Below are 14,681 nucleotides of genomic sequence, written 5' to 3' on the forward strand. Positions count from 1 at the left end.
GATGCCACTCGCACCGGAGCTGCATACCTTTGCAGACGCACAGGAACTTGTGCTGGCCGCGGCAGACCTTCTTGTACAACTGGGACAGCGCGCGATCGCCGAACGCAACCGTTTTCTGGTGGCTCTCTCCGGCGGATCGACGCCGAAAGCGCTCTACGCCACCCTCACGAGTCCAACCATCGCACGCCGATTAGACTGGGCCAAAGTCCATTTTTTCTTTGGAGACGAGCGCTGCGTTCCCCCTGAGCACCACGAGAGCAATTTTGGGCTCGCCCAGGCGATGTTGTTTGCGCCTTTACACATTCCGCCTTCCTCGATCCACCGCATACAGGGCGAAGATCTGCCGGAGGCAGCTGCGATCAGCTACGAGACGCTTCTTCGTCGTCTAACCGCAACGCCGGAAGAACAATGGCCGGTTTTCGACCTTGTCCTGTTGGGGATGGGCGATGATGGCCACACCGCCTCGCTGTTCCCCGGCACTCCGGCCGTGAGCGAATCGACGCGTTGGGTAGTCCCGAGTTCCGCTCCACAGGGGCCCCGGTCTCGCATCACCATCACCCTAGGTGTGATCAATCATGCGAGTGTGATACTGTTTCTCGTCACCGGGCACAATAAGGCAACGGTCGTCCAACGCATCTTGGAACATCGAGGCGATGATCCGATCCCCTATCCGGCCGCATTGGTTCGGCCTGAGCACGGACGACTGTTGTGGTATCTTGACTACGCCGCAGCATCCAAATTGACAACGACACCACCACATTCGACATCGCAAGAGGATCCATGATTCTGGCAGGTGATATCGGTGGCACGAAAACGAATTTAGCCCTCTACGAATGGACCAACGGACGTGTCGAGCCGGTCCGCGAAGACAGTTTCCACAGCGCGGACTACAAAACCTTAGAAGACATCGTCGAAGAATTCCTGAGCACTCCCCTGGCCAAACCGGCGATAGAGGGCGACGAGGAGCAAGAGTCCGGTGATTCGGCTCCGGGGTCAGATACGGAGGCCGATGAGGCGACTCCCGAACCGATCCGAGTCGCCGCGGCATGCTTCGGTGTGGCAGGCCCAGTGATCGATAACCGCTGTCGCACGACCAATCTGCCGTGGGTCATCGAGGGGGCCACCCTCGCTGAGCGATTTGCCATTCCGCAGGTGCGACTCTTAAATGATCTCGAAGCGACGGCTCATGGCCTCCTTCTCCTCACGCCGGATGAAATCGTCGTGCTGAACGCCGGAGCGCCGCCCAAAAAGAAACAAGCCCTGGCCCTCATCGCGGCTGGCACCGGCCTTGGCGAATGTATTCTGTGTTGGGACGGTACCCGCTATCGGCCCATGCCCTCAGAAGGCGGGCATACGGACTTTGCGCCCAACAGCGACACCGAGATCGAGTTGCTACGCCATCTCCGAGGCAGTTACCTCCATGTCAGCTACGAGCGGATCGTGTCCGGCCCCGGCCTGCACGCCGTCTATGAATATCTCCGCGACACCAAAAAAAATGAGCCGACCTGGCTGGCGGAAAAGATCAAGGTCGGCAACCCGGCCGCCGAGATTGCCGAAGCAGGACTCAAGGGCCAAGCCGAGATCGCCAAGCAGGCCCTGGATTTATTCGCCACCATCTATGGCGCAGAAGCGGGCAACTTGGCCTTGAAGGCCCTCACGCTGGACGGTGTCTATGTCGCCGGAGGTATCGCCCCCAAATTACTCACTAAACTGCAGGATGGCTCGTTTATGCGCGGCTTTACGAACAAAGGCCGATACAAACGCCTGATGACCCAGATTCCCGTGAAGGTCGTCATGAACGATAAGACCGCCCTGCTTGGTGCGGCATCCATGGCTGCTCAACTCACCTCATCACATTCATCATGACACCACCATACGATCTCGATGCTGAAAAGCGGCAAGCCGCCCTGAAGGCAACCGAATTTGTGCGCGACGGTATGGTCGTCGGACTGGGCACCGGCACGACGTCCAAACATTTGATCCTAGCCCTGGGTGAACGTGTCTGTGCCGGGCTCAAGATTCAGGCTGTCCCGACCTCTCACGATACCGCCGCCCTGGCACGACAATCCGGCATTCCCTTGATCGAGTCCGACAATGCCTGGATGATTGATGTCGCCATCGACGGAGCGGACCAGGTCGATCCCGCGTTGAATCTCGTGAAAGGCGGCGGAGGCGCGTTACTTAAAGAAAAAATCGTGGCCGCTGCGGCGAAGCAGTTCATCGTCATGGTCGATCACACGAAGCTCGTGCCGGGACTCGGAGGAAGCTTCCCGCTGCCGATTGAAGTGGTGCCGTTCGGATGGGGCAGCACCGCGCGAAACATCGAACAGGTTTCCGGCGGAAAGGCCGTGTTACGCGAACGCAATGGAACCGTGTTCCAGACCGAGGCCGGCCATGTGATCCTCGATCTTCACATGCCCAAGATCGCTGACCCAGCTACGCTGGAAATCGAGTTGAATCAAATCCCCGGCATCGTCGAAACCGGGCTGTTCATCGGGCGGACCAGTATGCTCATCGTCGGCCACGCACAGGGCGTCGACGTGACCCATGCCCCGAAACCATGACCGATGGATCTACCGATCCTCCGGTCACACGCCGGCAGACGGCTCTGCTGGTCGTTCGCGCCACCGCCAACGCAATGCTTTGGATCGGGACCTGGCAGGGCGCCTCATGGCTGCTCTTCGCACGCACCGCGTGGAGTGGTCCGACTCCCTCTTACAACCGACGACAGTCCACGCATAACTTGGGGGCGTCATCCATGAACTTGCAAGATCCCTATCGACTCCCGCACCACGTCCGGCCGACTCATTACGACCTGCGCATCGAGCCCGATCTCACGGCCCATTCCTTCATCGGCCATGAGGTCGTCACCTTGACGGTGACCGAACCGACCTCGGAGATCCTCCTGAATGCCACAGAGTTGGACATCTCCTCGGCGATGGTGTCCGCGGAGGGACGACAGCCCAGAACCGGAACCGTCCAGATAGACGAGGAACATCAGCGATGCCGTATCAGCTTTCAACAAGAGATTCCGGTCGGCATCTGGATCTTGCACCTCGCCTTTCGTGGAACCTTGAACGACAAACTCCGCGGGTTCTATCGCAGCAGCTATAAAGATAGTCACGGCGTCGTCCGCAATCTGGCCGCTACGCAATTTGAGGCCACGGACGCGCGGCGGGCCTTCCCTTGTTGGGATGAACCCCACTTCAAGGCCATGTTCGCCGTGACGTTGGTGATCGATCCCTCTCTGACGGCCATTTCAAACACGCGAATCATCGAGGATCGGCAGGAACAGGGCAAGCGCGTGGTCCGCTTTGCGGAATCCATCAAGATGTCGACCTATCTGGTCGCATTCATCGTCGGAGAACTGGTGGCGACTCCCCCGATCATGGCCCAACAGACTCCAGTCAGGTTGTGGTCCGTGCCGGGCAAACAACACCTCACCTCCTTTGGCCATGAGATCGCGGTCTATTCGCTCAACTTTCTAGCCGACTACTACGGCATCCCCTATCCAGGGGACAAGTTGGATCTGATTGCCATTCCGGACTTCGCCTCCGGTGCTATGGAGAATCTGGGCGCGATCACCTTTCGAGAGACAGCCTTGCTCCTCGACCAGCGAACCGCCACGCACGCTGAGCAGGGGCGCGTGGCCGATGTCGTGGCACACGAGAATGCCCATATGTGGTTCGGAGACCTAGTCACGATGGCCTGGTGGAACGGGCTCTGGCTCAACGAGGCGTTTGCGACCTTTATGGAAATGCTCGTGGTCGACGCATGGAAGCCGCAATGGGAACGCTGGACGGCGTTCGGTATCGCGCGCGCGGCCGCCTTGTCGGTGGATGGGCTCCTCAGCACCAGGCCGATTGAGTTTCCCGTACGTGCCCCCAAAGAAGCCGAGGCCATGTTCGACGTGTTGACCTATGAGAAGGGTGCCTCGGTGTTGCGCATGCTGGAACAACATCTCGGGCCAACGGTATTCCGCGACGGAGTCCGTCACTATCTCACGTCGCATGCCTATGGAAATGCCGAAACCACCGACCTCTGGGTGTCACTCGGGCACGCATCACAGCAGAATGTTCCGGCACTCATGAACGAGTGGATTTTCTCACCCGGCTATCCTTTGCTCTCGCTGAGCGTGGACACACCCTCGTCGCTCACCCTCAGGCAACATAGGTTTACGTATGCCGAGGATGGTTCGGCGGCCATGTCGGCAGCGGCTACGCTACACTGGCAGATTCCGGTCCAATTGCGCATTGTCACCAAGCAAGGAGCTGAAACCAGACGCGTGCTGCTTCGCGAGCGGGAGAGTCGTATCCCCTTACCGCAAGATTGGACGTCGATCCTAGCCAATGAAGGCGGACATGGATTTTACCGCGTCCGTTACAGCGCTGAATTGCTGGCCGGGTTGCAGACGCGAGGCCTGGATAAACTAGATCCGGTCGAACGATTCAATCTCTTGAACGACACCTGGGCCTCCACCATCGCCGGCATGGTGTCCCCCGCAGACTACCTCGCTCTTACCGAGCATTTTCATGGGGAGCGTGATCCGCATGTCTGGGCCGTCATGTTGGGGTCGTTTTCCACCCTCCATCAACTGCTCGCCGAGGAGGATCGCCCCCTGCTGGCCACGCTTGTGCGAAAGCGCCTCGCTTCGACGTTCGCTGATCTTGGCTGGGCACCACGCGCTGATGAACGTGAACTCGTCAGGGAATTGCGCGGCGATATCATACGCGCCTTAGGCACCCTGGGTCGCGATGAGACCGTTCAGGCACAGGCGGAAGAAGCCTACCGTGCCCTGCAAACCCAAACCAGGCCCATAGACCCCAACGCCATACCCGCGCTGGTGTCTATTTTGGCGTTCACAGGGGACGAGGTTCGCTACGAAGAATTCGCTCGACATTTCCGTGAAGCGACTACCCCGCAAGAGGAACGCCGCTATCTCTTTTCACTTGCGGCCTTTCGAAACCCCGCATTGCTGGAGCGAACGCTGGCAAAAACCCTCACCGATGAAGTCCGGACCCAGGATGCGCCCTTCCTCGTCAGCAGCCTACTCCACAATGTCTACATTCGTGAAAAGGCCTGGGAGTTTGTGAAGACACATTGGGAACGGATGGACCGCTTGTTTCCCAAGAGCGGCCTGCGCCGGATGTGTGGAGGCATTGTCGGACTCTCCACGCCTGAACTGGAACGAGACGTGCGGCAGTTCTTTGCCACCCGCAAGATCGATCTGGGCGGGAAAAGCCTGGAGCAGTACCTCGAACAGCTGCATATCGCGGTGCGCTTTGGCGAACGGGATCGCGAGGCAATTCGCGCCGTATTAACACGCAGGGCCACCTGATCGGACGCGACAGTGGGATCCCGTTATTCGTGCCGCAGCACACTCAAGGGAGGTTGCCCGAGAAGGCGGTAGGTGCTGAGAAATCCGACCAGAAGGGTGAGCAGGATGGTGCAGCCCAGGCCGACGCCCAACAATTCAAGCTCCAGGGCCCAGGGCAATTCCAAGATATACCGCAGGATCGCCCACGAAAACGCACTCGCGAGGACGACGCCGATCGTGCCTGCCACACAACCCAGCAGCGCATATTCGGCCGCAAAGGACCGGGCGATCAACCCGCGGGTCGCGCCAAGCGCTTTCAAAATCACCGCCTCATAGAGTCGCCGATACCGCGTGGCAGCCAATGCGGCCGCCATCACCAGCGCGCCGGCCAACAGACAGAACACGGCAACGGCGCGAATGGCCAGTGATAACCGATCGAGTACCCTGGCGAAACTGCTCAACACTTCGCCGATGTTGATGGCGGTCACATTGGGGAACGCCGCCACCACGGCAGACTGAAAGGTAGCCTCGTCCCGCGGCGCCACGCGAACCGTCGCCACGTAGGTCATCGGCGCGCCATCCAGTGACCCCGGCGACATGATCAGATAGAAATTGGTCGAAAAATTCCCCCACTCGACTTTTCGAATGCTGCTCACCTCGGCCTGAAGGATCGTGCCCTGGATGTTGAGATCCACGACCGTGCCGATATCGATTCCGAGACTTTTTGCCGCTTCTTCTTCCACAGACACCTGCGGTCGTACAAACTTCTGCCCGGGCTTCCACCACGTGCCCCGCACGATCCGGTTGTCCTTCGGTACGTCATCCAAAAAGGTCAACACGTACTCCCGGTTCACATACCAGTTCTTGCGTTTCTCCTCGCGAGACTGACTGGGCGGTTCTTCCTGTTCGGATTCGCGGTCCACCGTGACGACCCGACCGTCGATGGCATGCAATCGAGAGCGAACCAACGGCGTCAGATCGGGGGCGAAATCGCCGGTCCGTCGATGGACCAGCTCGGTGAAGGGGGCCACTTGATCAGGCTGGATATCGATGAAAAAGAATGTCGGCGAATCGGATGGCCGATTCTCGCCCACCTGCCGCACCAAGGCATGTTCCAGCAGCCCAATCGCGAGAATCACCATCACCCCGACGCCGATCGCGACCATCACGCCAAGCGTCTGCGCACCGGGACGCTGAAGATTGCCGAGTGCCTGCCGCACGGACAGCACCCGTGGCACGGGAATCGTGTGCAATCCCCACAACAACAGATTGGCCGCCACGGTCAACACCAGCAACGCCATCACTAAACCGGCGATAAACAGACCGCCGATGGCGAACGAGCCGGCTTGCCATACCGAAAGTCCTGCCAAGCCCAGTCCGATGCCGGCTGCCGTTGCCGCCCGAACGGGATCCGCCGTGATCAGACAAACCGCTCGCCCCCACCACGATGTGCCCCGCCGCGCCGCTGGCACAGGCACACCTTCCACCTCACGCCGAAAAATGGAAGCCGGTTTGATTTCACGAATGGTCAACAAGGGCCAGACGCTGAAGAGCAACGTCGTCAGCACGCCCAAAGCCACGCCTTTCGCCAGCGGCTCCAACGCCGAGCGTGAGAGCACCGCCGAAAACTCGATCTGCTGTAGCACATCGGTTGCCAGTACAGTGGAGACGGCCTGCGGGAGGACCGACTGCAGCGCGACACCGATCGCGATGCCTGCCGCACTGCCCAGGAAGCCCAATCCGACGGCCTGTCCCAAATAGGAGGCGATGATGGTTCGCGTATCCGCGCCCACCGTCTTCAGGATGGCGATGGATTGCAGCTTCTCGCGCAAGAATGCCTGGATCGACAGTGCCACACCGATTCCGCCGACAAACAACGCCGTCAGGCCGACGAGTCCCAAATAGCGCGCCAATTGCTCCAGAAACTGCTTGAGCTGAGGTTGCGCATCCCGATACGAAGACACACGTGCGGACTCCGCGGCCAGACGCCCCCGCAGCTCGTGCAGCAGCGGCGAGGGAGCCATGGTTCCAGGCAGCTTTAAGAGGTGCCGCTCGCGCAAGCGACTGCCTGGCTTGATCAGATTCGCCACCGCGAGTCCTTCTTGAGAAATCAGCACCCGCGGCCCCAAGCTGAACATGTTGGCCATCCGGTCGGGCTCGTTGTGAATCACCCCGGTGATGACGAAGGAGACCTGCCCGATCTTGATCGCGTCACCGATGGCCAGCCCCAGACGAATCAAAAGCCCGTCCTGTACAACTGCCCCGTGGCAGGCCTCTCGACAACCAGTGCCAGCTGGATGCAGTAACTCCGTGAGCGGACGATCCGGGGCCGTTCTCACCAGGCCATACAGCGGATACCCAGGCTCGACCGCCTTCAATTCAACCAGCTGCGTGACGTCGACCCCGCCTGCGGCACGATTGATTCGAGCCACCATCGCCACCAACTCGCTCACCCGCGTGGTGAGAATCCCACGCTCTGCGAGCGGCTTGAGCACCGCCAAGCCGGCATCACCCATGGGTCTGGACACTCGAATTTCCAGATCACCACCGAGCAAACCTCGCGCTTCTTTGAGCACGGCGCGCTCAACATTCGCCGAAAAGAGGGACACTCCGACGACCGCGCCGACACCGAGCGCGATACATGCCAAAAAATAGAGGAAATGGCGCCAGGCGGACCGCAATTCCCGCCAGCCCATGATGAACCAGAAGGGCATCATGAGAGAGAATCAGACAGGTTGTGGGGACCATCCGTCAGTTGGTCTGACGCAATCCGGCCGTCCCGAATCGTGATGACCCGCTCCATCGTGACAGCCAGCTGCGGATCGTGAGTCACCAAGACCAGTGTGGTTCCCACGTCACGATGTAACGCCATGATCAACTCGATCACCTGTCGGCCGGTGGCAGAATCCAAGTTTCCGGTCGGCTCGTCTGCCAGCAGAATCGGCGGCCGACAAGCAAAGGCTCGCGCCACGGCCACACGCTGCTGTTCCCCGCCTGACAGCTGCACCGGATAATGCGACACCCGGTGCCCCAATCCGACCGCCTCCAGCAAGTCACCAGCCCGCTCACGGCTGCGCGTATCGCCGGCGAGTTCGAGTGGAATCGACACATTCTCCAACGCCGTGAGCGTCGGAATCAGATGGAAGGACTGAAAAATATACCCGATGCTCGCGAGGCGCAGACGAGCCATCGCCTTTTCTCCGAGTGTCGTGATGTCAACGCCGTTGAGCCAGATCCTTCCGGAGGTTGGCCGATCAAGCCCCGCAATCAAACCCAGCAGCGTGGACTTGCCGCTTCCGGATGGTCCGACAATCGCGACCGTCTGCTTGTCTGGAATCTCCAGCGTGACATCATCAAGAATCCTCACCATTTCCCCGCCGGCCTCAAGTTGCATCGTCACATGTTGAGTCGCAATCATGGTGTATCTGCTCCGTTGACGACGGCACGCATCCGCAAATTCATATTATACTGTAGTCATGAAGACCGGCTCCGACCATTTCCCTATCACCTTGCGTCTTAAGACAGGCTGCTTCGCGGCGGTCGTCATCATCGGCCTGTTAGGTTGTGATCCCTCGACAACGCCGACATCGCCACCCTCACCGACCACCAGCTTGACACCACAACCCGCGCCTCGCGAGCCCCATCCTCAGACGCCCCAGGCTTCCACGCCACCCCCGCACGCTGACGATCGGCTCAAAATTGTGGCGTTCGGCGATAGCTTGACGGCCGGTCTTGGAGTCGCTCCCGACCAGACCTATCCCGCACAGTTACAGAAACGGCTCGATGCGTTGGGGCAGCCCTACCTGGTGCTCAACGCCGGGGTCAGTGGTGACACTTCTGCGGGCGGGCTCCGGCGCGTTTCCTGGGTCCTTGCGGGCAACCCGCGTGTAGTGATCCTCGAATTGGGAGGGAACGACGGACTGCGGGGTTTGGGTCTCATGGAAACCCGTTCTCACCTGGACGCGATCATCAGGCGACTGAAAGAGGCGGAGGTGCAGGTGATCCTTGCCGGGATGAAACTACCACCGAACTACGGAGAAGAGTACACGAGCAAGTTTGAGGCAATGTACAGGGAGCTGGCTCAAGTCCATTCTCTCCCCTTGATTCCATTCTTACTGGAAGGGGTTGGTGGAGAGAAATCGCTTAATCAGGCAGACGGCATCCACCCCACAGCGGAAGGCTATCGGATGGTTGTCGAGAACGTGTTGAAGAGCCTGCTGCCAGTGCTGAACGAGCGAGCACCGGCTAGAACCGGAGTAAAAAACTGGCGTGAAACATCGTCTCTGCCGTCACGAACAGAGCAACATTCCACGCCAAGAAACCGGAACGGGTTGGTTAGCTCTTCTTGAAAAAGGTGTCGTACACGCCGAAGCCCAAGATTAGGGCGATCAAGGTGTAGTACAGACCCGTGATACCACTGTAATCCGGCGGACCTTCGCTGACGTTGGCAAACGCATTGGCTGCCTGAAGGACCCCGACTCCGCCCAAGACTCCCACTATCAGCTTGTTCATGATCTCCCCCTTGTAATCAAGGACTGCCCAAAGAGGCCTGCATTGTACTGAAGCCACGAGGGAGGACGCAAGGGGGTATGAGAGGGAAAGGCTGGGGAGCGTTCACCCGTGGCCAGCAGGAGGTCGATTGCCGTTCGATCGCTGTTACGCCTTGCCGAGAGCCTTGAGCATGGTCGCTACCTCCCGACAAGTGTCAGAGAGCCCCTCCAGCCGACGGCCCTTTTCGGTCACAAGCGCGGCAATAGCTTTGACCTCTCCCTCGACCTGCTCGATATGGTGCGAGAGATCAGCGGTTTTGGTGAACACCGCCTTCTGTTGCTCCACCTCCCGCTGCAGATCCCGGCAGAGGACCTCCAGAGATTTTGCCTCCTTCACTGATGCCTCTAGGTCCTGGGTGAGACGGCCAACCACCGCTTCCCGGTTGCGAATGTCCGTATCGAGTTGAATTTGCGTCACTTCGCTTTCTCTGCGACGTTCATCCAGCTGCTGAATGATGTGAGTCCAGGTTGAGACGAGCCCTGGTTCGATATTCGGCTGCTCGGGAACCGGCTGGCCACTCTGGATCGCCTGCACCACTCGCTGCATCCACTCTGTAAATTGAGTCAGCTCCCCCAATTTGACATCGTTGGACGGCGCAGCCTTCTGGGCAACGCGCACAGCTTCAGGGCGAGGGACGGTCGGTCTGGCCTTGGGAACGATCCGCGCGTTCGACCATCGATGGTATTCCAGGAGCGCGGCCACACCATGCCGACACATGGGCTGTTCAGGCAACGTGCAGGAACACTTGGCCTCCAGCTGGCCGTTGGCGAGGCGAATCGTTTGCTCGTACAACCCGGAATTGCCCATGACCGAGGAGGTCAATTCGGTATCCGAGGCATCAGTCAGCTGCACACGCCGCTCCGCCTGGTACTGCTTTCCGATCTGAAAGGCTTTGGGCTCCACGACCGAACTGATCATGGCCGCCTCCAACAACCCCAGGCGGTCAGCTGAACATGCGATTTTCCCCCTCATCCTGTCACCTGCAACATGAATGATCCCACTCCATCACCCTTGCACGCGGCGAACGATCGCCCGCGGCCCAGACATTCATCACCCCGACTGCCGCCAGTTCGGGAGGAGAGCCACGTGTACGACACGGGCCTTTCCCCATATCCCTGCGAGGGAGGGGACGAGCACAGGCACAGCGCGGGACGCCCCCAGCCCCACCCAACCACTGACTCTTCTTATCGGCACCGCCGAGGAGCGCCTTGAGATCCGGGCGGCGTCAACCAGACAAAATCCGCGATTCCCTCTTGCATCGACTGGTAGAGCTCCGCGGCCCGATCCAGCTCAAAGGTCGCCAGATACACCGTCACCTGCTTGAGTCCAGCGGGCACCCGCCTGGCCACACGGTTCGGAACAGGCAATCGGTACTGGACATGACCTCCACCGGTGTAACTCACCACAGGGCCTTGAGCGGGATCCACTCCGGCTCGAACCCTGTGGAAAGCAGCTGCCACGGTCTTGGCCATCCCCTCATCCCGTACCATGGAAGCCTCATACATCGTCAAATAGTCTTCGGGGGCCCCGCCCCCATGACAAGCCTGAAGCTGTGACAAGATTCGCGAGCGGTACGCAGTGTCATCGACGACGTCCTCTCCCTCCATCCCCCACTGACTCCATTCCGGCAACGCTTTCGCTTGAGCGAGTCCTTGCTTCACAACCTGGCGAATCAAGGGCTTTGGTGGATTCATTGCCACCAGCGGGAATCGGTGATCCCTCGCAAACTGCACCAACGGCTCGTAATCCTCGAACGCACCACCCCAATTTTGCTTCCACCCTACATCCTCCAAAAAACCAGCGCGAGTCGCATCTGTCGAGGTGAGGTAGTGATCAAGTGCAGATTGACCGTCCCACCCGAACATCTCCATCGTCAGCACCGGCTTGCGCCCTCGGTCGGCGAGCGACCGAAGCACGGTCAAGGCCGCATCGATGTGGAAGCGGTTGTGATGCTCCTCACCAAGATAAATGACATCGTACCCGGTCAATTGTTCTAACCATGTATCGGTCGGCACGACGAGGCCGGTCTTCGCATCCAGCAGCTGCCCTGGCGCCCAGTCACTCCACGGTTGCCCTGCGGGCATTCCCACAGGCCCCTTCGTGTGGCACCCCCACAGACCCAACAGCACCATCGCCAGGGTGAGAAATCGACCGACTCTATGGAACTGCCTCCTGCAGGAACCCATCTCTGCTCTACACATCACGTCTCCTTCTCTCCGCATGGCGCAGCCGCAAGGGCACCGTGCTTGACTCCTTTACGACAGGCTCGATACTCTGCGTAACGCTATTTCACAGCATAGCATTTGCGTATCACCCACGTGCCCATCAACTGCTGATTTTTCATGGTACTTGAGCCAGACAGATCGGCCGCATTCCGCAAACAGGTCGCGGCCGCCCGGTCCGCCGATCCCACTGCGTGGGAAGGCACTCGCCACCTGGTCCATCCGACTGAATGGCCCGTCACGCGGGACCGTCTCCTCAAGGCCATCGCGGCCTCAGCCGTTTCAGAGGACATCAAACGGCACCTTACGGCCGCCTTCGCCAAGGACCAACCCTCGACAGGCCGCACATCGTACCCCGACGTACTCAAGCAACTCACCGGGTTGCCGACAACCAAAGGCCTGCGCGCCCTGTGCATCTTCTTTGGAGTGCGGGCAGCATCCGTTGCGAAATGGCTCAGCCCCTCGGTTTCACCTGCGACGGTAGACACGTTCCTTCAGCGCCACCGCAACCCCTTCGATCTGTTGCTAGATCAAGTGCCCGCATCCGTGCTGGATCTGGGGGCGGGCGACCTCTCCTTTGCGGAAGAACTGGCCACCCGGTATGGCTCATCCCTGGCGGCCCAACAGAGACCCCTGATCCTGCACTGCCTCGACCGGCTGGACCCACGCTCGCAACTCGGTGGACCACTGCACGCCCATCCGCTTCGCCTCAGCCGTTTGCGGGCCATGCCGAACCTGGACTTTCGCTTCTACGGCGATCAGGACATGTTTGCGCTAGACTTGCTGGAACGAGACCAGCGTCTCGCTTCCCGCTATCTCATCGTCACCTGCTGGGCCCCGGCCACACCGACCTTTGCCTATGAGCCGACACGCCTCTCCCCGGCCTGCCTCACCGAAGAATTGCGACGCACGAAGGGAGATTCCCGCCAAGTGCGGCATGGGAAAGAGCCCGCACTCGAAGTGCTGCATGACGGACGGAGCCTGCTCTTCCCTCCCTGGAAATTCGATATCCGCGGCCCGCTCGCCTTGCTGGAGTTGATGGCCACCCGAGGAGCCTTGTGCCTACTCGGCGCCGTCGATTCTCAGGTGTTTTGGGAGATACTGTCCCAGTTGGTTGATGACCCGGCCATGAGACCGCCTGATACCGTCTTCTCGCCTCAGACTCTGCCGGCCGTCTTCGGGAAAATCTATCACCACCTGTCAGGCCTCCCGCTCGGCCAGACCTGTCGTTTGGCCGACCTCGCCCCACTGCGGAGCCGATTTCCCTCTGTCCTCCGCACAGCAGGAGGCCAGGCCGCATCCTATCGGTTCCGAGAGGTGACGATCCAGCGGGGTGCCTTGTTCGAGGGTATGCCCGCAAGCAGCACCGCCAGGAAGTTCCAGGGCATGGCGGAAGAAACTCCTCCCTGGTTTCTCAGCCTGGTGCCAGAACTGCAAGAAACCACCTGACCGGCTAAATACAGCCGACCGGGCGTGCCCCAGCCCTGCCCCTTCACCAGCGCGAACCGCCCTATAAATTGACGGTCTCCAGACCCTTTGTTAGACTTCGGACATACACGCCATGCGCCGATCATAATCCTCGTCACCAACACCCCAATCGTGAATTCCTCTCAATCAATCAAATTGTTACAGGACAATATCGCGCAGGTCATTAAGGGCAAGTCGCAAGTCATTGAACTCGCCGTCGTCTGCCTGTTGGCACGCGGACATCTCTTGATCGAGGATGTGCCCGGCGTGGGCAAGACCACCTTGGCTCACAGTTTGGCACGCTCACTCGACTGCTCCTTCAAACGGATTCAGTTCACGAGCGACCTCTTGCCCTCCGACATCGTCGGCATTTCTGTCTTCAATCGCCAGAAACAATCCTTTGAATTCATCCCCGGCCCCCTATTTGCCCACATCGTGCTGGCTGATGAAATCAATCGCACCACCCCGAAAACGCAAAGCAGCCTGCTGGAAGCGATGAGCGAAGCGCAGATTTCCGTGGATAACCAAACCTACCCGCTGCATCAGCCGTTCATGGTCATTGCCACGCAAAATCCCGCGGAGTATCACGGCACGTTCCCGCTCCCCGAATCGCAATTGGATCGATTCTTGATGCGACTTCGCATCGGCTATCCCACTCCGGACGAGGAACGAAAGGTGTTGGAGCGGCCACAGTCGCTGCATCCGGCCAGCGAGCTGCAGCCCGTCCTCACCGCACAACACATCCTGGATCTCCAAGCCCTTGTCGAAAAGGTCAGGATCGACGACAGTTTGATGGACTACCTGCTCGCAATCGTACAGGCAACCAGGCAGGCCGATGTGCTGTCTCTCGGGGTCAGCACGCGGGGCGCACTCGCGCTGACCAAGGCAGCCAAAGCACTCGCGCTGGTGCGGGATAGGACCTACTGCCTGCCGGAGGACATCAAAGAGCTCGCTCCTGCCGTCCTCTCACATCGGGTGATGCCGAACCGAGCCCAGGGTGCGCGGGCAAGAAGCGTCGAGCAGGCAGAAGGCATCATTCACGATCTGCTCGAGAGCGTCCCGGTTCCTGTGTGACTCAGCCAGGACACTGGGACCAGGGCCCAACGAACCACGGCCAGGACAGG

The 14,681-nt window shown here is 59.8% G+C and carries 11 protein-coding genes and 1 pseudogene; 7 read left to right on the forward strand and 5 right to left on the reverse strand.

What is annotated here, in order from left to right; translation table 11 throughout:
• Position 1: 1 nt before the first annotated feature.
• Genes pgl through KJA79_RS04370 form a run of 4 tightly spaced genes read left to right on the forward strand, consistent with a single transcriptional unit; the run spans position 2 to position 5,338 of the window.
• Positions 2–784: a 6-phosphogluconolactonase gene (pgl, locus tag KJA79_RS04355; RefSeq protein WP_213040765.1), complete on the forward strand. Its 783-nt coding sequence runs from the start codon at positions 2–4 to the stop codon at positions 782–784.
• Complete coding sequence (gene glk, locus KJA79_RS04360) at positions 781–1,866, forward strand: glucokinase (protein WP_213040766.1); 1,086 nt, start codon at positions 781–783, stop codon at positions 1,864–1,866. The genes pgl and glk overlap by 4 nt, the downstream gene beginning before the upstream one ends.
• Positions 1,863–2,564, forward strand: coding sequence for a ribose-5-phosphate isomerase RpiA (rpiA, locus tag KJA79_RS04365; RefSeq protein WP_213040767.1), 702 nt, complete (start codon positions 1,863–1,865; stop codon positions 2,562–2,564). The genes glk and rpiA overlap by 4 nt, the downstream gene beginning before the upstream one ends.
• Entirely contained in the window at positions 2,561–5,338 is a 2,778-nt protein-coding gene (locus KJA79_RS04370) for a M1 family metallopeptidase (RefSeq protein WP_213040768.1), read from the forward strand. The genes rpiA and KJA79_RS04370 overlap by 4 nt, the downstream gene beginning before the upstream one ends.
• 23 nt (positions 5,339–5,361) lie before the next feature.
• On the opposite strand, the gene KJA79_RS04375 is transcribed toward KJA79_RS04370, so the two are convergent.
• Both KJA79_RS04375 and KJA79_RS04380 read right to left on the reverse strand, forming a co-directional pair.
• Positions 5,362–8,034 carry an ABC transporter permease gene (locus KJA79_RS04375; protein ID WP_213040769.1) on the reverse strand — a complete coding sequence of 891 codons (2,673 nt, stop codon included), beginning with the start codon at positions 8,032–8,034 and terminating at the stop codon, positions 5,362–5,364.
• A pseudogene (locus tag KJA79_RS04380) lies at positions 8,031–8,639 on the reverse strand (ABC transporter ATP-binding protein); the annotation flags it as partial. The pseudogene KJA79_RS04380 and the gene KJA79_RS04375, both read right to left, overlap by 4 nt.
• Positions 8,640–8,793: 154 nt before the next feature.
• Between KJA79_RS04380 and KJA79_RS04385 the strand changes: the two are divergent.
• Complete coding sequence (locus tag KJA79_RS04385; RefSeq protein WP_213040771.1) at positions 8,794–9,666, forward strand: arylesterase; 873 nt, start codon at positions 8,794–8,796, stop codon at positions 9,664–9,666.
• On the opposite strand, the gene KJA79_RS04390 is transcribed toward KJA79_RS04385, so the two are convergent.
• The 3 genes from KJA79_RS04390 to KJA79_RS04400 form a co-directional block, all read right to left on the reverse strand.
• Positions 9,653–9,829, reverse strand: coding sequence for a hypothetical protein (locus KJA79_RS04390; protein WP_213040772.1), 177 nt, complete (start codon positions 9,827–9,829; stop codon positions 9,653–9,655). The two genes, KJA79_RS04385 and KJA79_RS04390, sit on opposite strands and share 14 nt — an antisense overlap.
• A gap of 144 nt (positions 9,830–9,973) precedes the next feature.
• Positions 9,974–10,786, reverse strand: coding sequence for an SWIM zinc finger family protein (locus KJA79_RS04395; protein WP_213040773.1), 813 nt, complete (start codon positions 10,784–10,786; stop codon positions 9,974–9,976).
• A gap of 266 nt (positions 10,787–11,052) precedes the next feature.
• Positions 11,053–12,069, reverse strand: a complete 1,017-nt coding sequence (locus KJA79_RS04400; RefSeq protein WP_213040774.1) for a ChaN family lipoprotein — start codon at positions 12,067–12,069, stop codon at positions 11,053–11,055.
• Positions 12,070–12,210: 141 nt separating this feature from the next.
• Here KJA79_RS04400 and KJA79_RS04405 point away from each other — a divergent pair, with 141 nt between their 5' ends.
• Both KJA79_RS04405 and KJA79_RS04410 read left to right on the forward strand, forming a co-directional pair.
• Positions 12,211–13,539, forward strand: a complete 1,329-nt coding sequence (locus KJA79_RS04405) for a hypothetical protein (RefSeq protein WP_213040775.1) — start codon at positions 12,211–12,213, stop codon at positions 13,537–13,539.
• Positions 13,540–13,689: 150 nt separating this feature from the next.
• Positions 13,690–14,631 (forward strand): AAA family ATPase, encoded by a 942-nt coding sequence (locus KJA79_RS04410; RefSeq protein WP_246507417.1) that lies wholly within the window; start codon positions 13,690–13,692, stop codon positions 14,629–14,631.
• Positions 14,632–14,681: the final 50 nt, after the last annotated feature.

Source organism: Nitrospira defluvii (assembly GCF_905220995.1).
GTDB classification, from domain to species: Bacteria; Nitrospirota; Nitrospiria; order Nitrospirales; family Nitrospiraceae; genus Nitrospira_A; species Nitrospira_A defluvii_C.

What these genes read in the sequence shown, in the direction of transcription:
- KJA79_RS04390 (WP_213040772.1), bottom strand. Translation starts at nt 9,829, where the DNA reads ATGAACAAGCTGATAGTGGGAGTCTTGGGCGGAGTCGGGGTCCTTCAG.
- rpiA (WP_213040767.1), top strand. Translation starts at nt 1,863, where the DNA reads ATGACACCACCATACGATCTCGATGCTGAAAAGCGGCAAGCCGCCCTG.
- KJA79_RS04375 (WP_213040769.1), bottom strand. Translation starts at nt 8,034, where the DNA reads ATGATGCCCTTCTGGTTCATCATGGGCTGGCGGGAATTGCGGTCCGCC.
- KJA79_RS04395 (WP_213040773.1), bottom strand. Translation starts at nt 10,786, where the DNA reads ATGATCAGTTCGGTCGTGGAGCCCAAAGCCTTTCAGATCGGAAAGCAG.
- glk (WP_213040766.1), top strand. Translation starts at nt 781, where the DNA reads ATGATTCTGGCAGGTGATATCGGTGGCACGAAAACGAATTTAGCCCTC.
- KJA79_RS04400 (WP_213040774.1), bottom strand. Translation starts at nt 12,069, where the DNA reads ATGTGTAGAGCAGAGATGGGTTCCTGCAGGAGGCAGTTCCATAGAGTC.
- pgl (WP_213040765.1), top strand. Translation starts at nt 2, where the DNA reads ATGCCACTCGCACCGGAGCTGCATACCTTTGCAGACGCACAGGAACTT.
- KJA79_RS04385 (WP_213040771.1), top strand. Translation starts at nt 8,794, where the DNA reads ATGAAGACCGGCTCCGACCATTTCCCTATCACCTTGCGTCTTAAGACA.
- KJA79_RS04370 (WP_213040768.1), top strand. Translation starts at nt 2,561, where the DNA reads ATGACCGATGGATCTACCGATCCTCCGGTCACACGCCGGCAGACGGCT.
- KJA79_RS04405 (WP_213040775.1), top strand. Translation starts at nt 12,211, where the DNA reads ATGGTACTTGAGCCAGACAGATCGGCCGCATTCCGCAAACAGGTCGCG.